A 19,582-nucleotide genomic window follows, 5' to 3' on the forward strand; every position below is an offset into this window, starting at 1 on the left:
TCGTGCCTTGGCCGCTCAGTCGATCAGGCCTTCCAGCTGGCGGCGGTTGATCAGGGAGGGGATGACGCCTTCGTGGGCGACGCTGAAGCCCGCGGCCAGATTGGCGATGTGGGCGGCTTTGTCCAGGGAGCATCCGTTGCACAGATAGGCGGCCAGGGCGCTGATGAAGGCATCGCTGGCGCCGGTGTCGTCGATTGCTCGAGTCTCGTGGGCCGGGAAGTCCTTGTGTCCGCTGGCTGTGACCAGGGTGCAGCCGTACTCGCCCAGGGTGATGATGACCTTGCCCACCCCGCCGTCGATGAACCGTTTCGCCTTGTCCACCACGGATTCTGGTCCGGGTATCAGGGTGTTCAGCTCGTTGAGATTCGGGATCAGGATGTCGATCGAAGCCAGCAGGTCTTCAGGCAGGTGGTCGCAGGACGACGGTTTGACGATGGTGGCGGCCTGGTGGCGCTTGGCTGTTCTGCAGGCCTCGGCGACGGTGTCCATGGGGATCTCTGTCTGGATCAGGCAGTAGCCGGTGTTTCTGAAGATCTGGTCGCGCTGGGTGATGTCGTCCGGTGTCAGGGACTCGTTGGCACCCGCCACCAGGGAGATCATCGATTCGCCCTTGCTGTCGACGAAGATATAGGCTTTGCCTGTGTCCGCTCCGGTGACCCTGCGCACGCCAGTGGCATCCACATGGGCTTGCCTCATCGTTTTGTAAATGTAGTCCGCGGCCGGATCGCTGCCGACATTGCCGATCAGGGAAACCTGATGTTGCAGCCTGGCCACGCCCACCGCCTGGTTGGTGGCCTTGCCCCCCGGCGTGGAGGCGAAGTTCCTGGTCGTGGTGGTCATACCCGCCTTGGGCAGGCTGGGGGCGGTCAGGTAGGTGTCCACGTTGATGCTGCCGACCACCACGATTTTCTTGCATTGCTGGTCCGGGGGCCGGCCGACGGTCTTCTCGCCGTCCAGGGTGAAGACGTGCTCGAAAGTCTCGCTTGGATCGGACTCATGCTCGATGGAGCGGATGATTCGTCGGCACAGGTAGGCGCCGAAATCGGCATTGCGCATCACGTAGGACGATATCTCCGGGCTGCCCGGGTAGCGCAGATGCACGTTGGTGTCGTTCATCAGGGAGACCAGGGAGAGGTCCTGGGGCAGGCGGTAATGCATGGATTCGGCGAATTGAAGGAATTCCAGGGCGTGGTGGTAGTGGGATGCCACGACTCCGGTGACCTGCCGGTTCTCCAGGACCCGGGTCAGGTCCTCACCGATGGTTTCCAGGACCATGTCGGTGTGGTACTGGAGGTTGTGGTCGAACAAGCAGCGTCGATAGCCATGCAGGAAGCTCTGGGTCCGTCTGCCCGGCGAGAGCAGGCAGGCGATGCTGGTGTGGTGCCGCTTGATCAGCTCTTCGGTGAGACTGTACGCAGCCTCCTCGTAGGGCATGAGCGCGGTTCGGTCGTCTCCCAGGGGTCCAATGGTGAGTTCGGGGATCCCTCCTGCCTCAATCCTGCTTTTCAAGGCCAGGCTTGTCTGGTCGATCGGCTCCCAGACCATGCCATCCACCCGATGCTCCAGAGCGGACAGAATGTTGCGCTCCTCCTGGTCATGATCGCCGTAACTGTTGAAGACCAGGGTGCCGTACCCCGATTTCTGTGCCTGCTGGATGATCCCGTCCAAGGTGGAGTCCATGGAGATGGATGACCTCAACAGGACCCCGATTCTCCAGGTGGTGGTGTTGGGCTTGGAGGATCCGTAGGGCGTGTAGTGGTACTTCCTGACCAGTTCGAGGACCCTGTCGCGCGTGGCGGCTGTGATGCTCGCGTCCTTGTGATTCACAATCTTGGAGACCGTCGATGTGGATACGCCGGCAAGCTGAGCAATGTCCTTGATGTTCATGGGGTTTCCTGTCCTCCTCATCTCTGAAGCTCCGGCGAACGGCTTTGTCGACCTGCTGGATCTAGCGAATCAAGCTTACCTGAGGGATCGTCGTCGGAGGTTTCGCATTTGACACCCCATGCGGCTGTTGATAGTCTCTGTCAATGAAAGTTGTTTACTAAAGTGGTTTCTCAAAGCGGTGATGCGGATCTGGCTGTGAGCGACGGCCATCTGCAGAAATCGACATTCAAGGACCAAAGGCGGTACGGATTATGAGCGCGCAATCGTTGTGGAGAGGAATCACTGCGCAGTTCTCGACAAAATCCTTGGTGCTGATACCCATCGCGGTGGGTATCAACCTCATCGGCGGTACCCTGAGCTCCACCCTCAAACTGCCGCTCTTCCTGGATATGATCGGCACCACGGTCATCGCCTGCCTGTCCGGCCCCTGGGTGGCTGCCCTGTGCGGACTGCTGACCAACGTCTTCCTCGCCTTGGTGGCCAATCCGGTCTATTTGCCCTATGCGCTCTCCAGCGTCCTGTGCGGCCTGGTGATCGGCTACATGGTCAAGGCCGGGCTCTTCAGACGGATATGGGGAGTCGTTCTGGTCTGGCTTGCCTGCGCACTGGTCAACACGGTCACCGCCTCTCTGATCACCGTCTTCGTCTACGGGGGCGCCACCGGAGTCAACGGCACCTCGGTCCTCACGGCTGCACTGGTGGTGGCTGTCAAGAACATCGTCATCTCGGTGCTCTCCTCCTCCATGCTGGAGAATCTGATTGACAAGGGAATCACCGTCCTGATCGCTTATGTGATCGTGCGTCGAATCCCCAAACGCTTCCTGAGCCAGTACGCTCTGGATGGCAGCGAGGACCAGGCCGATCTGGACGATTTGGATGACCTGGATGAGGACGAAGACGAGGACGAACGCGAAGCGACTGGGGCGTCCAGTCGGGAGAGTTCGGCACGGCCGGGGAAGATCGACGGCGCGATGGAATCTGAGTGGGACCCATCGACAGGCGACCCAGCGGACTTGGCCTGTGAACGTACCCAAAGGTCTGAACGCTGATGCCTGGCCCTGCTTCGAACCGGATTCCTGATTCTCCACTGGCCCGCATGCATCCCATGGCCAAAATCGCCGGTGTGTGCTCCTTGGGCCTGGCGACCTTGGCCTGGCCGGACTTCACGCTGGGTCTAGGGATCATCGTTATGCTCTTTATTGCAGCTGCTCTGGCTCGGGTGCTCCGGCCCTTCTCCGGCGTGATGCTGGGGTTCGGCATTCCCGTTACGCTCATGTTGCTGTTCATCCAGGGGTGCTACAGCCCGAGGAATACCAGGGTCATTCTTGACCTGGGATTCGCCCAACTGGGCCTCGAAGGCAGCCTTTATGCGGCCAAAATCGTAGTGACGCTTCTGGTCTTCCTGGGGTCTTTCTACCTGACCAATAAAACTACCTACATGGGTCGTCTGGTTGCTGCTCTGACGCAGATCGGCGTGCCATCGAAGATTGGCTACCTGATCCTGGCCAGCCTCAATGTGGTCCCGCAGATGCAGCGCAGGATTGCGGTCATTGAGCAGTCCCAGCATGCACGTGGCCTGGAGACCGGCGGCAGCCTGATTTCCCGGGTGCGGGCCTTCCTGCCCTTGCTTGGGCCGGTTGTCCTTTCTTCCCTGACGGATTCGCAGGAGCGCGGGATGACCCTGGAGACCCGGGGATTCGGCATCCGGGGGGTGCGGCAGACCAGCTACCTTGAGGTGGTCTGGCGGCGCAGTGACACCGTGGTGACCATCCTGTTCACCGTGTTTTTGGTACTGGCCCTGGTGCTCGGTTGCCTCTCGCGCACTGGGCTGATCGCCCTGGCTATCCAGTGGGGAGGTCGGGCATGACCGAGGTCATACGAGTGGACGACTTCTCCTTCAGATACCGTGACGCCGATCGGACCACCTTGAAGCGGGTGAGTTTCAGCGTTGAGCAGGGCAGCTTCTTCTGTATCGTCGGAGCCAACGGGTCGGGCAAATCGACCCTGTGCAACGCCCTGGTCGGTCTGATTCCGCACTATTTCGTAGGCAAATCCAAGGGAAGCGTCAGCATCGAAGACAAGGACGTAGCCACTTCGACCATCGCCGATCTGTCCAGACAGGTGGGCCTGGTCTTTCAGAATCCCTTCAATCAGCTCTCTTATACGGCAGGGACCGTGGCCGAGGAACTGGCCTTCGGACTGGGCAATCATGGGGTTTCACGTGAAACCATGCATGCCAAGGTGGCCCGGATGGCTGCTCTTATGCATATCGAGGACCTGCTCGACAAGAACCCTCTGGAGCTTTCCGGTGGACAGGTGCAGAGGGTAGCCCTGGGCTCGACCTTGATCATGGAACCGGACATCCTGGTTCTGGACGAATGCACGGCCCAGCTGGACCCGCTTGGCAGCGAGGAAATCTTCGACATTGTCAAGCGGCTCAACCAGGAGGGGATCACCGTAGTCATGGTCGATCACGATATGGAGCGGGTCGCCAGATGCGCTGATCAGGTCATGGTCCTGGGGGCAGGCCGGGTCCGCGCTTTGGGTACACCCGAGGAGGTCTTCACTGATCCCGAGGTGGAGAAGTGGGGGATTGACATTCCGGATTATGTCAAGCTTGCCAGGGGTCTGGAGGACGCAGGATTCGATCTGGCAGGTCTGCCCGTACGCGAGGACCAGGCGGTACGCATGATTCGGGAGGCGCTGCGATGAGGATTGACCTGGAGCATCTGGAGTACGTCTACCCGCATGGCCATCGTGCCCTGGACGGAGTGGATCTGGCTCTCGAAGGTGATCGGCCCGTGGCGCTGATCGGTCAGAACGGTGCTGGCAAGACCACCCTGGCCAAGCATCTGAACGGCATCATTAGACCGACCGGCGGACGGGTTTTGATTGACGGCGTCGATCTGGCCACGGCGGACACGGCCCAGTGGGCCCGGAAGGTGGGGTACGTCTTTCAGAACCCCGACGATCAGCTCTTTCTGGACAGCGTGCGCAAGGAATTCGAGTTCGGTCCCCGGCAGCTTGGGTTCGACCAGGATCTGATAGAGCGACGCATGGAGCAGGTGGCTGGGTTGGTGGGCCTGGCGGACCGGCTGGACGATCATCCTTTCGACCTGAGCCCCACCGAGAAGAAGTTCTGTGCCATCGGCTCCGTCCTGATGATGGATACGGGTGCTGTGGTTTTCGATGAGCCCACATGCGGACAGGACAAGTTCGGCAATGATCGGCTGGCTGCCATCATCGCCCGTCTGCGGGATCAAGGCAAGCTCTGCATCACGATTTCCCATGACATGAAGTTCGTCACCCGCAACTTCCCCAGGGTTGTGCTCATGCAGCATGGCCGGGTCCTGTTGGATGGCAGTCGCGAGGAGGTCTTCGCCCGGGAGGATGTGCTCAAGCAGGCCTATGTGACACCTCCGCCCATCACCCGTGTGGCCCGGCAGGTCGGCCTGCATGGCCCGGTCTTCACCGTCTCTGCCTTTGTTGATGCAGCCCGGCGGGCCAGAGCAGGGGCAGGAATTTGAGTTTGGATACGACACGAGGAAAAGGAGTGAAGCAATGACCAAACCTCTGATCATCGACACAGACCCCGGCATCGATGATGCTGCGGCCATCACGATGCTGGTCGACGAGCCCGGCTTCGACATCAGACTGATAGCTTCGGTGTCAGGCAATGTGGGCATCGGGCACACCACCAACAATGCCCTGAAGCTGCTGACCTTCCTGGGCAGGCGTATTCCCGTGGCCCGAGGCGCTGCGGCCCCGCTCATGCGAGACAACAGGTTCGCCACCGAAGCCCACGGCAAGTCGGGGATGGGGTCATTCGTCTTTCCCGATCCGGACGACAGCCTGTTGACCGAGAACAATGCGGTCCTGGAGGAGCGGCGGGTGCTCCTGGAGAGCGATGAGCCAGTCACTATCCTGACCCTGGGTCCTCTGACCAACATCGCCCTGCTGTTGGCCACCTTCCCGGAGGTCAAGGACCACATTGATCGGATCGTCATGATGGGAGGCTCCACCGGACGCGGCAACATCGGGGTTTATGGCGAGTTCAACATTTCCGTCGATCCTGAGGCTGCCAAGATGGTCTTCCGCAGTGGGCTGCCTGTGACCATGGTCGGCTTGGACATCGGCCGCAAGGCCCATCTGGTGGCCGGCGACCTGGACGATCTGGACGCAGCCGGCGAAGTGGGCGGTATGGTCGCCTCCCTCTTCCGGTCCTACGATGGCGGACACATCGAGGAGGGGATCAAGATGTATGATCCCTCTGCCGCCATGATCCTGCTCCAGCCCGACCTGTTCACCATGCGCGAGGCCTTTGTGGATGTCGAGATCTCCAGCCCGCTCACCTTGGGCGCCACGGTGGTCGATTACGACGGCATCCTGGGGGGCAAGGCCAACGCCAGTGTCTGCGTGGACGTGGATGTGGACGGATTCCGCTCCGCCTTTGTCGACAGGGTCGGCCGGGTCAGCCGCCAGTAGCTTCCGCATTGAGAAGAACCGAAAGGAAACTAAGGAAAAAATGAGTGAGTCAACTGTCTCCGAGGAGCAGAAGAACGGCATACCCGTTCCCGAGGAGGGGACTCCCGAGTTCGCGAAAATGAACAAGATGGCCCGCGTGGCCATCCCGGTGGTCCTGATCATCTTCACCCTGGGCGTGCTCCAGCAGCAGGCCTTTGGCATGATCTACGTGAACATCGGCAAGCAGCTCAACCAGGCCAATCTGGCTCCGCTGATCACCTCCCTGCCGGGCATCATCCTGGGAATCGTCTGCGTCATCTACGGCTCCCTGGGCGATTTCGTCTCCCTGAAGAAGATGATGATCCTGGGCACGATCGTCTTCGTGCTGGGGTCGATTCTGGGGTGCTTCGGCACTTTCAGCATCTGGATCGTCATCGCGGCCCGCGTGGTGCAGTCGGCCGGCTGGCAGGTTTCCGGATCCATCTTCCTGGTTCTGGTCTCCAAGTATGTGGAGAAGAAGAAGCGCGTGCTCTGGTACGGCGTCTTCGTCGCGGTCTTCCGCTTCGCCGCCGCCCTGGGAGTCTTCCTGGCCGGCTACATGACCCTGCTCGACTGGCGCTGGCTCTTCGGCGTGGGCATCCTGGCCGTCTTCTTCATTCCCGTCCTGGCCAAGAACCTGCCCGACCAGCATGCCGCTGGCGTCAAGATCGACGGAATCGGCTTCACGCTGATCGGACTGTTCGCCGCTTCGGTGACCATGTTCTTCACCGACATCAACTGGGGCTGGGGCATTGCCTGCATCGTGACCCTGGTGGCCTTCCTGGTCTATGTCAACAAGGCCAGCAACCCCTTCATCACTCCGAAGATGCTGACCAACCCGGCCTTCGCCATGACCATGACCGTCATCTTCGTCGGCTACTTCTTCAGCTACACCCTGAACGCGGGCGTCAACGCCATTGGTCTGAACGTGTACGGCATCGACTCCTCCAAGGTCTCCAACCTGCTGGTCTGGTCCATCATCCTGGCCGGCATCATGGGATTCGCGGCCGGGCCGATCATCCAGAAGATCGGGCGCAAGGCTTCGGTCATCCTGGCTCTGGCCTGCATGGGCGGCGGCCTGATCGCCATCGCCTTCCTGATTCCCGCCGGCAAGATCTGGGCCCTGGCTGTGGCGCCCTGCATCTACTACTTCGGCACCTCCTTCTTCTACCAGCCCATCGTTGACACCGCGACCCTGACCGTGGCTCCTGAGGAGTCCGGCCGTGTGCTCGGCTTCAACGACCTCCTGCAGGCCATCACCGGCTCTGTCGGCGTCGCCCTCTTCGGTCAGCTCATGGCCAACGGATCCATGGGTTCGGGCAGCCTGGCCGGCACCGCGCAGGGCCTGGCTTCGACCTACGCCAATGTCTTCATGATCGGTGGCGTCATCATCCTGCTGGGCCTGGTGCTCTTCATCTGCTCCATGAAGATGATCTACAGCCACTCCCGCGTGGCTGAGGACGAGGACTGATCCTCCGAGCTGCTAATTGAAAGAACCGGGTCCGGGGTGTGCCCCTGGCCCGGTTCTTTTGATATGAAAATATGGGATGGAACTGCGAGCAGGCCTTTCGTGACATCGCGGATTGAGTTTCTGCTGCTCCACAGCGGCCCCGTCATCGTAGCCGGTCAGGACATCTCGCTGCGTCCCTGACGCCAATATCCCATGAAAGAGACGCTACGCCGGTCCATTCCCCGGTCTCTGACCAGCATGCGCCTCAGTTCGCGGACGGTGGCTGCCTCTCCGGCGATCCAGGCATACAGGTCGTCGACATGGATGGAGGCATCCGCCTGGGCGGCATCGGCAGTCTCCCAGAGCAGTTCTTTGTCGATATCGATCTCTGTGAATTCCTTGGAAGATTTAGCGGCCGTAGCCGATATAGACGAATGGATTGGCAGGTCCTCCAGGAGATTGCGCATGGCTTCGATAAGGGCATATCCATGTCCGGATTCGTCGCAGGTCGTCCAAATTACGCGGATTCCTTCGTGCTCGGGCAGCGGAAGACGATCCTCTTCGGTCGGGATCTCGATCACCGCCACCCCGTCGCCCTGCCAGTGGTCCCGGATCAGGCTGTCCATTATGGCGGCGATGGCCGGTACCGCCGTTTCGTCGCCCACCAGGAGAAGATGCCTGGATTGGCCTGGGTGAAAGTCCATCCCCGCGACCGGACCTCCTGCCTGTGCATTCGGGCCGATGATGATGGCCTGGTCGCCAGGCCTGGCAGCCTCTGCGAAGGCTCCAGCGGGCCCGGCATGATCGTGGATGACGAAGTCCACGTCGATTTGCTCGCTCCCGGGCCTGACCTTGCGAACTGTATAGGTGCGCAGAGGATTGCGGCTCTCTGCGGGCAGGGTCCTCCACTGTTGGTACCAGGCAAGCGGATCTTCAGGGGTCGCCTCGAAGAAGGAAGGGGGCGGCACGGATCCGTCGGGGAGGGGCAAGAGGATTTTGATTCGCTCATCGTAGCCCGCGTCTGCAAAAATCTTCAGATCCGGTCCCTGGAAGACGATCCGCTTGAAGTGGGGCGAGAGCGTTTCCGCTCTGGCTACGGAGACACGGAAGGGAATCAAGGGTACAGGATGATTGGTGGCTTGTTGTTCCATGGCTGGCTCTCTTTCGGTTGGGGTTTATGGGTTGACCGTGGTGTCGGGCTGTAGGCGCTCGGGTTGTGGTGGTTTGAGACTTTGTGGTTTGAGGTTTTGCGGTTCGGGAGGTCGGGGTTGGGGACGTTGGGGTAAGCGATGTGGGGAGCGGGACGAGAGGTTTTACATCATTGGGTTGTTCGGTGTCATCCTGCCGAGTCATCCCAGTGTACGTGTGCATTACAAGCCCCGCCAGAGTGGGCTTGGAGACTATGGAGGGGTGCCGGGGTCATCAAGGGGGCACCGGTGGATCCATCGGTCACCACAGTGGAAGCGATGTCGAATACCTCGCTGACCAGGTTCTCGGTCATGACCTCATCGGGGGCGCCCAGGGCGACCCTCCTGCCATCCTTGATGGCCAGGATCCAATCCGAGTATCTGGCGGCCATGTTCAGGTCGTGGAGAACCATGACCACTGTGACTCCCTCCTGCCTGTTCAGGGTGCTCAGCAGGTCAAGTACCTCAAGCTGGTAGGCGATGTCGAGATAAGTGGTCGGTTCGTCAAGAAGGAGTATGTCGGTCTGCTGGGCCAGGGTCAAGGCGATCCAGGCGCGCTGGCGTTGGCCTCCGGACAGACGGTCGATTGGGCATCCAGCCATATCGGTCAGTCCGGTCAGGGCAAGGGCCCGTTCCACCGCCTTTTCATCCTTGGTCGTCCACCGCTCGACGAAGTGGTGGTGGGGGTATCGGCCGCGAGCGACCAGGTCGGCGATGGTGATGCCGGTGGGGGCTGACGGGTTCTGCGGTAGCAGCCCCAGGATCGTCGCCACCTTGCGGGTGGGCATGCTGGTGATGGGTTCTCCGTCCAGCATGACGGCACCCGAGGCCGGTTTCAGTATCCTGGCCATGGCCTTGAGGAAGGTTGATTTTCCGCACCCGTTGGGTCCGATGATGGACCCCATCGTGTGTGGGGGTATATCCAGACTCAGGTCCTCGATGACCGTACGCCCGCCATAGGTGAGGCGAAGGTGCGAGGCGGTCAGCTTATGCGCGCTGCTCCAGGAGTCGTGTGCCAGGGGTGACGTCATGATGTTCAGAGCTCCTGTCTGCGGGTCATGAGGACCATGATCAGGATGAGGACGGGGCCGCCCACAATGCTGGTGATGATGCCGACCGGCACCTGGGTTGTGGGCAGATGTTGAGCGACGATGTCCGACCCCAGAACCAGGCAACCTCCCACCAGGCCCGACTGGATAAGGGCCGATGTTCCCCGACCAACCAGGACTGCGGCGATGGGGCCGGAGAGGAACGAAACAAAGGCGATGGGACCGGTGGTCGCCGTTGCGACAGCCAGGAGCAGCACACCCACGATAATCACCTCGAACTGGACACGGCTTACCCTGACTCCCAGTCCGGCGGCCATCTCCGGTCCCAGCTGCAGTGTGCTGACATTCCTGTCGAGTGCCAGCAGGAGCGCGGCGCCGACGAGGGTTGTTGTTGCCAGTATGGGTAGATCGGACCACTGGGCATCGGCCAGGCTGCCCGTCAGCCACCGGGTTGCTGCCTGGATGTCCCATTGGTTGCTGCGAACCATGAGCCAGGAACCCAGAGCATTGAACCCTGCGGCCACTCCGATTCCGATCAGTATCAGCCGGGTCGGGTCGAACGAACCGCGCCAGGCCAGGGCCATGACCAGGAGGGCTGTCAGGAGACCGCCTATGACCGCCAGGCAGGCCAAGGGCATGCCCGACAGGCCCAATACGACAATGCCGAAGATGGCGGCCGTGTTGGCTCCTGCCGTGATGCCGATGATATCCGGGCTGGCCATCATGTTGCGCAGGAGGTGTTGGAAACCAATTCCGGCCATGCCGAATGCGATGCCGGCGGCGCAGCCGATCAGTGCCCTGGGCATGCGGAGTTGGAGAATCAGGAATCCGGTCCCTTCGTCTCCCTGCCCCAGAAGCGCTCCAATCAGGTCGCTCATGGAGTATGTGCGGTGTCCCAGAGCCAGGTCGGACAGCGCGAGAGCAACCAGGAGTACCACAAGCAGGATGGTGACTGCCAGTGAACGAACGGTATGGGTCCGTCGTATCCGTTGCAGGTCGGTCATCGCATCGGGTCTATGCGAATCATGAAGGAGGCAAGCATCCATGCCTATACCTCCGCGGTTCTTCTGCGCCCGGCCAGAATCACGAATACGGGAGCCCCAATCAGTGCTGTGACGATGCCGACCTCCACGTCGGATGGGCGGGTGATCATCCTGCCCACCACGTCGGCGCCAACCACCAGAAGGGGGCCGATGAGGATGCTCAGAGCCATGATTCGTCTGTAGTCGGGTCCTATAAGCAGTCGTGCCACATGGGGGACCACCAATCCGACGAAGCCAATCGGACCCGCCAGTGCCGTACAGGAGGCGCAGAGGAGTATCGCCGCAAGCCAGGCCAGGCTGCGGACACGCCCGACGTGCATACCCAGTCCTTCGGCCATCTGATCACCCAGGGTCAAGGCGTTAATCCCGGGCGTCAGGCAGAAGGCGAGTATCAACCCAAGAGTGAGAAGAGGCAGGACCGGCATCATGAGATCGAACCGGGCGCCGGAGATTCCGCCCACCTGCCAGAAGCGATATGAGCTGATGACATTGATGCGCGGCAGAAGGATGGCGGAGGTAAGAGATCCCAGCACTGAACTGATCACGACACCGGCCAGGGTCAGCCGTAGCGGAGATGGACCGGATGGCCCCAGAGAGCCTATGGCCCAGACGACCAGTGCGGTCGTCGCACTGCCCAGCAGTCCCACCCAGACATACTGGGCCGGGGTCGATAGGGAGAAGAAGGCTATGGAGCAGACGATCGCCAGGGCCGCCCCCGTATTGAAACCCAGAATCGACGGGTCCGCCAGTGGATTGCGTGATATGCCCTGCATCAGGGTCCCGGCCACCCCGAGCCCGGCACCGACCAGGAGGCCGAGGACGGTGCGGGGGATTCTCAGGCGGATGGCCGAGACCGCGATGTCATCCGAGGAGGCGGACAGGGCGTGGAGGATGTCGGAAGGGCTGACGGAACGGGAGCCGAAAACCAGGGACAGGGCGCAGACCATGACCAGGCAGACCGCCAGAATCAGCCCGGACAGGACCATGGGTCCGTTTCCATTGCGATGCATGGTTGCTCGCCGACCGTATATATGCGCCACCTCTCCCTCTTTCATCCCCTCACCTGCGGCCTGATTAGACCTTGGCGGCAGCCTCGCCCAGAAGTTGGGCGTATGCGTCGGTCGTCTTCTGGATGGACAGGGCCGAGGGGTCAAGGGCATTGGCCATCTCGCTGTCATTGTCGATGACCACGACGGATCCGCGCTCAACTGCGGGAATCTTGGAGAGGAGGGGGTCCTTGCGCATCGCTTCAAGCAGGTCCGGGGTGCCGTAGGTAACGATGATGTCGACATCCTTGTACCTGTCGGCATGCTCGGAGGAGATCTCCTTGTAGAAGTTCTTGGTGCTCTTGGAGTCCTCCTTGATGGACTCCGGAGTCTCCATACCGAGGTCGTTCAGGAACTGAGGCCGGGCGTCGGAGGTGGTGTAGACGCTGAACTTAGAGAGCTTGGAAGCATCGAAATACATCACTGCCGCGGTCTTGCCCTTGATGGCCGGTTGGGTCTCTCCGGCCTTTGAGATGCGCTCCTCCAGGTCGGATATCAGCTGCTTGCCCTTTTCGGGTTCTCCGATGGCTTTGGCTGTGGACGTGATGACCTTGCGCCAGGGGTCGCCCCAGGCAACCTCTTGATAGGCGATTGTCGGCGCAATCTTGCTCAAGGTGTCATACTGCTTCTTGGTCATGCCGGAGAGCAGGCCGATGATTAGATCGGGCTTGGACGCGGCGATGGCCTCGACATCGATGCCGTCCGATTCGTCATGCAGCTTGGGCATATCCGCCTTGGCCACATGCATCTCATCCAGGGCATCCTTGGTCCAGGGCAGATACCCTCCATCCACGGTCTTGCCGAAGGAGTTCTTCTGGATGCTGACCGGCACGACCCCCAAGGCGATGAGGTTGTCGGGAGTGGCCCATCCGACGGTGGCGATGCGCTTGGGCTTGGAAGGGATCGAGGTGGTGCCGTAAACATGATCGATCTTGACGGGGAAGGAGCCTTGCCCTTTCGAGGTCTTTGACTGGTTGGACTGGTCTGCCTGCGAGCCCGATCCGCAGGCGCCCAGGAAGAAGAGGGCACTTGCCAGTACCAGGATTACTGCGATAGTGCGCTTGAATCGAGTGAGGGAAAGGAGTGGTCGAATGTGCATGTGGTTCCTTTGATCGTGCTGTCGAATTGGCATGGTGCACCAGAGCCAGGTACCAGATGTAGCATCGGCCCGGCGGGAAGAAAAGAGTTGATTTCCTTGGTTGCGTGTGTTAAAAGAAGCATATGCAAGGGAGATAAACAAAAGCCGACCACAGTGTCTTTCGTGATCAAGTCCGTGGGTAACCTATTGAATTCAGCGTTCTTTGCTGCTCCGCAAATGATCTCCAACCACTTCAGTGAGGCGTATATAAGTGCTGATGGATCCCACGGAGATTCCAAGCGAACATCCTTGAGAAAGGTGCTTGGCAGGAGGTGGATCATTCCTGCCGAGCACCGTCGCATATCAAGGTCTTTCAGAAAGGCAGGTACTGAATTTTGTCTCAGATCCCCAAAGCGTTCAAAGACGGATGCAAGCTTATCAATGTTTCTGCTCAAACAAGACCTCACCCTTGCTGGAAAGGCTGTATATGCGTGAGTGGCATGAAAGGCAAATGACTATCCAGTTCTGCCTCTGCCGCTGTTCCTTCGTCCGAATATCCGACATCGGCATCACTTCCGTGCGTCATATTTCTTTGAATACTTTTTTGAAGATAAGCTGTGTCATCACTTCATCGAGTTGTTTCGCTGTGCGCTCTGATTCGATCAGGGTTCCAAGTTCGATGTTTCCTTCTTGCCCGTGGTATGACAGATTTGCCGATGTTATAAAAGTCTGTTTCATGTCTGTAGAGATGACCTTGGCGTGTAGAGCAGCCATCTTGTCTTCCTTATTGCTGTAGTCGTAGATCTTGAGAAAGCGACCCTTGTACCGAAGCAATTGGTCTGCTTCTGGCTGTTTCGCGATATTGTTGATGAAGAACTTGACGAAAATTCCTTTCAGGCTTTTGCCAATAATGGTATCTGTAAGTTCCGAGAAATACGAAGAAAGCGCGTATCCGGTAATCAGAATGTTTCTTTTCGCGCCTTCGATCAATGATCGGACAACGGTCATCGTTGGTTTTGCATGAATTCTGAACGATGGCGGTGCTGTCACGACAAGAGAGACCTTGTCAGTGATTTGAGTGTTCAGAGCAGACTTGATTGTTTCAGCTATTTCCTCGCAATCTATCGGTGACAAGCTTGGATACTGTCTGCGCAGGAAGCCTGTGGCATTGTCGGTACCATTGGAGGCATCTGCCCTTATGGTATTCAAAAGTATTTCTCTTTTTACATCTCCACCTGGCATAGCTCATTCACCAACTCTCGAAAATACGAAGTCTCCTCACGTTCCGATAGAGGAACCACGAGTCCCCGGTCAAGCATGCGGTTCCCGTTCTCGCAAGCAGTTTCTGAAATCATGCAGCATGAATGGCATGTAGCTCCGTTTAAATTCTGTCCTGCTGGAAGCGTGTTCATGCACTCTGGATCGTTCGTGCATACCAAGGCTTCTTGGAATGCTTCCCGCATGAGGTTTGTCATCTGGTCTGCCGTACCGAGCTCCACAAGACCTCCCAGAGAGCCTTCCTTGTCGGAACTTCCCGTGTAGAGCAGAATGCCCGCCATCTTGTCGCCGAAGTATATTCTTTCCCTGATTGCCGAAGAGGAGTAGCCCGACGACATGGCCATCTGCTTGATGAGAAGATGGGAGAAGGTATGCATAAGGACATAAACGGCATTGCGATCCGTCGTTATCTTCCATCCCCTTGACTCACAGTATTTCCTGTAGGAGATGGTATATTTTTCTGAAATTTCTCTGACTTCTGGTTCACCAAGCCACTCCGCAAGCGTTTGCCTGTTGAATTCTATAAAGATTCCTTCACCGTTTACTTCCACTGCAGGAAGCCAGCGTTCATCTCCGCCTTTTGCCAGGTAGACGACATTCGGCTGTTCATCCGCATCAGGATCAGGAGCATCAACCCGAGTGAAGCCAAGAAGTACCTGCACTTCACGCAGTCTTGTTATGCGAATGATTCGGTTGAAGTAATGTTTGAAGTATTCGGGCAAAACATCTTCCTCGGCCTTGAAATGCTTCTTGTTGGACTGATAAGTCGGATCATTGTGATGCGTTATGGCCTCATACTCCATTCGCTTGATTTCTGTGAACTCTTTGATGTTATTCATGCGCCGCGCATAGGCTGCATCGAATTCCTCGCGCGAATAATCAGAGAAGTACTCTTCGTAAATCTGCTGAAGACCTTCTTCTTCGTTACCTTGGAGTCTTACAGCCATATTTTTTGCCTGTTCAATATCCCGAAGATGCTCGTCTATCAGGTTGTACAGGGGATTGATCCACGGCGGAATAGATATGGCACTTCTGGTCACAGCAAAGTACACATTCGATGCGCCTCGTTGTGATGGGATGACCGGTTTCTCGCACTGTTCGCTTCTGCTATGTGGCCGGAACGGGTGCATGCCGCAGCAAGACAGTCCCTCGAAGTTTCCGGCCTGCGTGGCTCCGCTCATGCTTCTGTTCATGCCGCAGGAGCACTTCACGCACATATCCGACAGCGTGGACGTATTTCCGGTGGAGTACATTCTCATTGTGCCTTCGCAATCAGTATCCCCGCGATGAACCCACCATTTCCACGGGAAATCTGATATGTGCCCGTTTTCGCAGATCGTTATGAAACGGGCAGGATAAACACGCCAGCCGCAGTCGGGACAGCTAGCACCATATCTTAGATATTTGTCAAGATCATTGTCGATACCCTCTCTTGCATCAAACAGCCTCCCACATTTGATGTTGGAGCAAACATGCCAGTAAGGAAAAGTAACGACAGGTATGTCATGTGCAGAGGTAGTTCTCGGCATATAGAAGGCATCAACGTTTAGGTAGGATGCAAGCCGACCGTCTATTATCTTCTTTCCTTTGTCTTTCCAGTACGGGATATCTAGAATAGTCACCGAGTCTTTGACCGCATCTACAACTGATCCCGGTCCAAAAGTTGTAATGATTTGATTCGGGTGCAGTTCGCCAAGTTTGTTGCTGTAGTATCCAGCCATATTATTCCTCCGTGTAGTAGTACATATTTGCTGCGCTCTCCACATCGCGCATCGATCGTAAAGTAGGCTTTTCACTTTCGATGTGAAGCTGTTCATATCCGTTCATAAGCCTGCTGTATTTTTCGGTTCCTAAAACGTAATAGCGAAGAGGCCTGTTATCCTGGGTTGCCTTTGACTTCCACCAATCGATGAATTGGTCAATCTCTTCATTCGTATCGACTCTCGCTGATGGCTTGACAATCCTAATCCGGTCAAGAATCATCTTCTTCACAACATTGATCTGATTCTGTGACAGAGAATTTATTGCCGCGGCATCCTTGTTGTCAGCCATTTCCGGGTATAGAAGTCTTATCGCTGAAATAACAAGTGCGTGTAGAACACGATCACGTGCTCTTGCAGAAAACGGAGTGGCAGTTGTCCCCTCGACGAACCTGTAAAGCTGCGTATGGTAGCCGGTGAAGTTTTCATAATGTGAAAGGTCGCGAGGACGATATGCGTTATATAGCGTCACGACGAGTCCTGGATGAGCGCGTCCTATGCGGCTTGTCGCTTGGATGTATTCGGAGTTCTGCTTCGGCTGACCCGTCACAACCATAAGTCCGAGACGATCCACATCCATGCCAGCAGCAATCATATTCGTTGCGAGAGCTGTGTCGATGCAATCCTTCGAGGTGTAGGGCAGTTCAAGCTGGTTGAGTTTTTCCGGTATTTTCCATGACGACATTCGGGATGTTATCTCGTCATTCTTATTTAGAAAACGGCGTTTCTTGCAATGGTAACGTTTTTGAATTCGTTTTATTCTGTCAGGAATATCGTCCTGCAGAAGGCGGACTGTGCCTCCAAGTTCTCGGATACTGTTGAAATACCCAATTAGGCTGTAGTACGGATCAATGACATCCTTATACTTTTCCTGCAGGGAGAATGTGTAAGCTGCCTGCAGAATGATGGCGTAAGTTCTCAGCAAGGCCGTCTTCATAGACTGCCCAGGAGCACAAATACCGACATATTTCCGAAATGGATCTTCTCCAACTGGGATTTCGCGTATAAAGAAGCTGTCGCCAATCTCGAAGCCATTCGGAGGGAATTGTTTCGTTGTATTTCTGGCGTACAAGCTTTTCGCCTGATTGTCCGCGTTTTTTATTGTTGCCGTGGAGACCACATACTTTGGTTTGATTCCATCGTGCGTGCACATGTTTTCAATAATTGTTTCATAAGCACCATAGACAGTTCCAAGAGGCCCCGTAATTAGATGAAGCTCGTCTTGGATAATCAACTCCGGAGAAAGAAACGGTTTCACCGGCGTAATCTCTGCAGCAGGAAGACTTGCTGTCCTCCTGTGTTTCGCATGTTTTGCACCAATCGCAATATATCCGTGGCGGCTGCACTTGCGGTTAACTCTTCCGAATAGAGCGTTCGTGTTTACGTCCCACGGCAGCCTTGCGAACTTGTCGACTGTTGACAAAATAATAGTCGGACATTTTGCGTAGATTTCCTCATCAACCAGGTATACCGGAATCGGGGTGCGCTCTTCATTCTTTGAATATTTATAGAACTTGCAGTTCTTGTCCGAGCAATATATTTCTACAGATTTCTCGTCCGGCGAGATATAAAAATCGTCCTTTGTGAGAGGTCTGCCACAGAGTGGGCAAGTAAGAAGCTGCTTATAAAGCAGTTTTTTCTGGCTTCGTGTCTCGTAAGATTTTTCTGGCTTTTCTTTCAAGTCCTCGAATTTGTTTGGAGTCACTCCACCTCCGACCCAGAAACCGATGCTTATTGGCTCAGATCCGTAACAGGGATAGCTTTTCTGCCTGACAAGCTCTGCGGCGACAACCATCCTTGTGATACGGTCACGCTGCTGCGTCGTTAGCAGTCTGAGCGTGTAACGCAAAATGATGGTCACACCGCCGTCATGATTGTATTTGTCAGCATCTGAAGCTCTCAGACGTCTGTTGGCGATAGTGAAGGCCATAAGTCCAAGGTAGGCCTCCGTCTTTCCGCCGCCAGTCGGGAAGTAGAGCAGGTCGACGATCCCCCGCTCGGGATCTTCCTGATGTACGATGCCCTTGAGATTCATAAGGATAAAGGCAATCTGGAACGGTCTCCAGGCGAACTCGTTCTTCGGGTTATTTGGATTGAGAAACTCTTCGAAATTGCATTCGATGCCTTTTCCATGCTTTTTCGCGTAGTTCTTGATGCTGTTTTGCATGAAAATCACGCTGTTCATGAAGCTGAACGCCTCAAAGGAGATTTCGTCGGTCTCAATGATCTGGATGCCGGCCCGGATTCTGCGCAGTGCATCCCGGCAGTGGTCGATGACGAGATTCCCGACCTGCTCCTGGAATCCCTGATCATTCATCCTTGGGTTGCTTTCCAGTGTTTCTTTAATCCAATTCTCATATGAGTCGGCAAGCGTTTTCAGCTTGTGTAGCGTATCCGCTTTTTTGCCTTTGGCCGCCATCTGCCATGTCGAAAAATATTTAGCCGAGAAGCCCTTGAGTGCAGCACTGACTCCGGGGTACTCGTATTCTGGAATGAATGCGGATTCAACATAATTAGTTCGGCCATGTTCAGTATTTCCCCATACGGCCGCGCAACCTCTACCACGTCCCATGATTGGTCGCTGTTCGAAGTAGAACTCATCAGTCGCAAGAACATTCCTGCAGATATGCTCGGCGATAAACACCGCCGAACCGTCCTCCGCATGAGCTTTGATTCCTACCTGGAACATCAGTCCCTCAACGTCGCTGGACGGATTGCTCCTCTTATTCACAACATAGGCAGTAATGAGAGAATACCTGTCCTTTAGCGGGATACGCGACACATGGACATGTACATTTGAATCCTGCACAAGCGGGTAGTCCTTTGTACGCGCGAAGTCACTGAACTTTACTTGGACGGTTTCCTCCTCCGGAATCCTCTTATAAATCGCGTGGCTGTGTTCCTTTCCATCCTTGTCGATGTTCTTTTCGGTCGATTTTGTATAGTCTCCCCACGTCACATCCAGACAGATGCAGTCGAGGCTGCTTTCCACATAGAAGCTGATGCCAATGGATGACGGTAGCTCGAATTTCGTGGTGGATATCGGCTCGTTGTCGTCATCCTTACCCGAAGTAAAGTCCTCGCCTTTGTCGTGATCAATGTCGGCTTCGATTTCTTGCTCGTTCTCGTCTGGTGCATTCTCATCACGTTGCGGTTCGAGCTTGCCGACAAGGTATGCGTAGCGAGGATTCTCATCCAGCTTTTCCTTCGAAGAACATGGGCCAATCAGGTCGGTTCGGATTGCATCTATGATTTTCTGCCGTACCTCGGCATATTTGAATCTGTCAGGCATTAGTCCTCC

The 19,582-nt window shown here is 56.7% G+C and carries 14 protein-coding genes and 1 pseudogene; 6 read left to right on the forward strand and 9 right to left on the reverse strand.

Translation table 11 applies throughout. The features are described 5' to 3' along the window. Positions 1-15: 15 nt before the first annotated feature. Complete coding sequence (locus H3U90_RS03945) at positions 16-1,887, reverse strand: PfkB family carbohydrate kinase (protein WP_198177133.1); 1,872 nt, start codon at positions 1,885-1,887, stop codon at positions 16-18. A gap of 251 nt (positions 1,888-2,138) precedes the next feature. Here H3U90_RS03945 and H3U90_RS03950 point away from each other — a divergent pair. The 6 genes and pseudogenes from H3U90_RS03950 to H3U90_RS03975 all read left to right on the forward strand — a co-directional run. After that, positions 2,139-2,789, forward strand: a pseudogene (locus H3U90_RS03950) (ECF transporter S component); the annotation flags it as partial. Between the two features lie 146 nt (positions 2,790-2,935). Further along, complete coding sequence (locus H3U90_RS03955) at positions 2,936-3,754, forward strand: energy-coupling factor transporter transmembrane component T (RefSeq protein ID WP_198177135.1); 819 nt, start codon at positions 2,936-2,938, stop codon at positions 3,752-3,754. Then, positions 3,751-4,599 carry an energy-coupling factor ABC transporter ATP-binding protein gene (locus H3U90_RS03960; RefSeq protein WP_198177136.1) on the forward strand — a complete coding sequence of 283 codons (849 nt, stop codon included), beginning with the start codon at positions 3,751-3,753 and terminating at the stop codon, positions 4,597-4,599. The genes H3U90_RS03955 and H3U90_RS03960 overlap by 4 nt, the downstream gene beginning before the upstream one ends. Next, on the forward strand, positions 4,596-5,414 hold the full coding sequence (locus H3U90_RS03965; protein WP_198177137.1) for an energy-coupling factor ABC transporter ATP-binding protein: 819 nt from the start codon (positions 4,596-4,598) through the stop codon (positions 5,412-5,414). Before H3U90_RS03960 ends, H3U90_RS03965 begins: the two co-directional genes overlap by 4 nt. Before the next feature lie 34 nt (positions 5,415-5,448). Next, positions 5,449-6,372, forward strand: coding sequence for a nucleoside hydrolase (locus H3U90_RS03970; protein ID WP_198177138.1), 924 nt, complete (start codon positions 5,449-5,451; stop codon positions 6,370-6,372). Between the two features lie 40 nt (positions 6,373-6,412). After that, positions 6,413-7,861, forward strand: a complete 1,449-nt coding sequence (locus tag H3U90_RS03975) for an MFS transporter (RefSeq protein WP_015022602.1) — start codon at positions 6,413-6,415, stop codon at positions 7,859-7,861. Positions 7,862-8,016: 155 nt separating this feature from the next. On the opposite strand, the gene H3U90_RS03980 is transcribed toward H3U90_RS03975, so the two are convergent. From H3U90_RS03980 to drmA, 8 genes are all read right to left on the reverse strand, one after another. Continuing rightward, positions 8,017-8,991 carry a siderophore-interacting protein gene (locus tag H3U90_RS03980; RefSeq protein ID WP_198177139.1) on the reverse strand — a complete coding sequence of 325 codons (975 nt, stop codon included), beginning with the start codon at positions 8,989-8,991 and terminating at the stop codon, positions 8,017-8,019. Positions 8,992-9,176: 185 nt separating this feature from the next. Beyond that, a complete protein-coding gene (locus tag H3U90_RS03985) occupies positions 9,177-10,058 on the reverse strand; it encodes an ABC transporter ATP-binding protein (RefSeq protein WP_198177140.1) in 882 nt (293 codons plus the stop codon). Between the two features lie 5 nt (positions 10,059-10,063). Beyond that, positions 10,064-11,080, reverse strand: a complete 1,017-nt coding sequence (locus H3U90_RS03990; protein ID WP_198177141.1) for a FecCD family ABC transporter permease — start codon at positions 11,078-11,080, stop codon at positions 10,064-10,066. A 44-nt stretch (positions 11,081-11,124) separates the two neighbouring features. After that, a complete protein-coding gene (locus tag H3U90_RS03995) occupies positions 11,125-12,174 on the reverse strand; it encodes a FecCD family ABC transporter permease (RefSeq protein WP_198177142.1) in 1,050 nt (349 codons plus the stop codon). 19 nt (positions 12,175-12,193) lie between these two features. Next, entirely contained in the window at positions 12,194-13,264 is a 1,071-nt protein-coding gene (locus H3U90_RS04000; protein ID WP_198177143.1) for an iron-siderophore ABC transporter substrate-binding protein, read from the reverse strand. A 561-nt stretch (positions 13,265-13,825) separates the two neighbouring features. Then, positions 13,826-14,485 (reverse strand): phospholipase D-like domain-containing protein, encoded by a 660-nt coding sequence (locus H3U90_RS04005; protein WP_198177144.1) that lies wholly within the window; start codon positions 14,483-14,485, stop codon positions 13,826-13,828. Then, positions 14,467-16,242, reverse strand: coding sequence for a DUF1998 domain-containing protein (drmB, locus tag H3U90_RS04010; RefSeq protein ID WP_198177145.1), 1,776 nt, complete (start codon positions 16,240-16,242; stop codon positions 14,467-14,469). Before drmB ends, H3U90_RS04005 begins: the two co-directional genes overlap by 19 nt. Position 16,243: 1 nt before the next feature. Continuing rightward, positions 16,244-19,573 carry a DISARM system helicase DrmA gene (gene drmA / locus H3U90_RS04015; protein WP_232340487.1) on the reverse strand — a complete coding sequence of 1,110 codons (3,330 nt, stop codon included), beginning with the start codon at positions 19,571-19,573 and terminating at the stop codon, positions 16,244-16,246. Positions 19,574-19,582: the final 9 nt, after the last annotated feature.

This window comes from Bifidobacterium sp. W8103 (genome assembly GCF_016100775.1).
GTDB classification, from domain to species: Bacteria; Actinomycetota; Actinomycetes; order Actinomycetales; family Bifidobacteriaceae; genus Bombiscardovia; species Bombiscardovia choladohabitans.

Excerpts from the sequence above, each read along its gene's own strand:
- drmB (WP_198177145.1), bottom strand. The coding sequence starts at position 16,242 with ATGGCTGGATACTACAGCAACAAACTTGGCGAACTGCACCCGAATCAA.
- H3U90_RS03960 (WP_198177136.1), top strand. The coding sequence starts at position 3,751 with ATGACCGAGGTCATACGAGTGGACGACTTCTCCTTCAGATACCGTGAC.
- H3U90_RS03975 (WP_015022602.1), top strand. The coding sequence starts at position 6,413 with ATGAGTGAGTCAACTGTCTCCGAGGAGCAGAAGAACGGCATACCCGTT.
- H3U90_RS03985 (WP_198177140.1), bottom strand. The coding sequence starts at position 10,058 with ATGACGTCACCCCTGGCACACGACTCCTGGAGCAGCGCGCATAAGCTG.
- drmA (WP_232340487.1), bottom strand. The coding sequence starts at position 19,573 with ATGCCTGACAGATTCAAATATGCCGAGGTACGGCAGAAAATCATAGAT.
- H3U90_RS03995 (WP_198177142.1), bottom strand. The coding sequence starts at position 12,174 with ATGAAAGAGGGAGAGGTGGCGCATATATACGGTCGGCGAGCAACCATG.
- H3U90_RS03970 (WP_198177138.1), top strand. The coding sequence starts at position 5,449 with ATGACCAAACCTCTGATCATCGACACAGACCCCGGCATCGATGATGCT.
- H3U90_RS03965 (WP_198177137.1), top strand. The coding sequence starts at position 4,596 with ATGAGGATTGACCTGGAGCATCTGGAGTACGTCTACCCGCATGGCCAT.
- H3U90_RS04005 (WP_198177144.1), bottom strand. The coding sequence starts at position 14,485 with ATGCCAGGTGGAGATGTAAAAAGAGAAATACTTTTGAATACCATAAGG.
- H3U90_RS03945 (WP_198177133.1), bottom strand. The coding sequence starts at position 1,887 with ATGAACATCAAGGACATTGCTCAGCTTGCCGGCGTATCCACATCGACG.
- H3U90_RS04000 (WP_198177143.1), bottom strand. The coding sequence starts at position 13,264 with ATGCACATTCGACCACTCCTTTCCCTCACTCGATTCAAGCGCACTATC.
- H3U90_RS03955 (WP_198177135.1), top strand. The coding sequence starts at position 2,936 with ATGCCTGGCCCTGCTTCGAACCGGATTCCTGATTCTCCACTGGCCCGC.
- H3U90_RS03980 (WP_198177139.1), bottom strand. The coding sequence starts at position 8,991 with ATGGAACAACAAGCCACCAATCATCCTGTACCCTTGATTCCCTTCCGT.
- H3U90_RS03990 (WP_198177141.1), bottom strand. The coding sequence starts at position 11,080 with ATGACCGACCTGCAACGGATACGACGGACCCATACCGTTCGTTCACTG.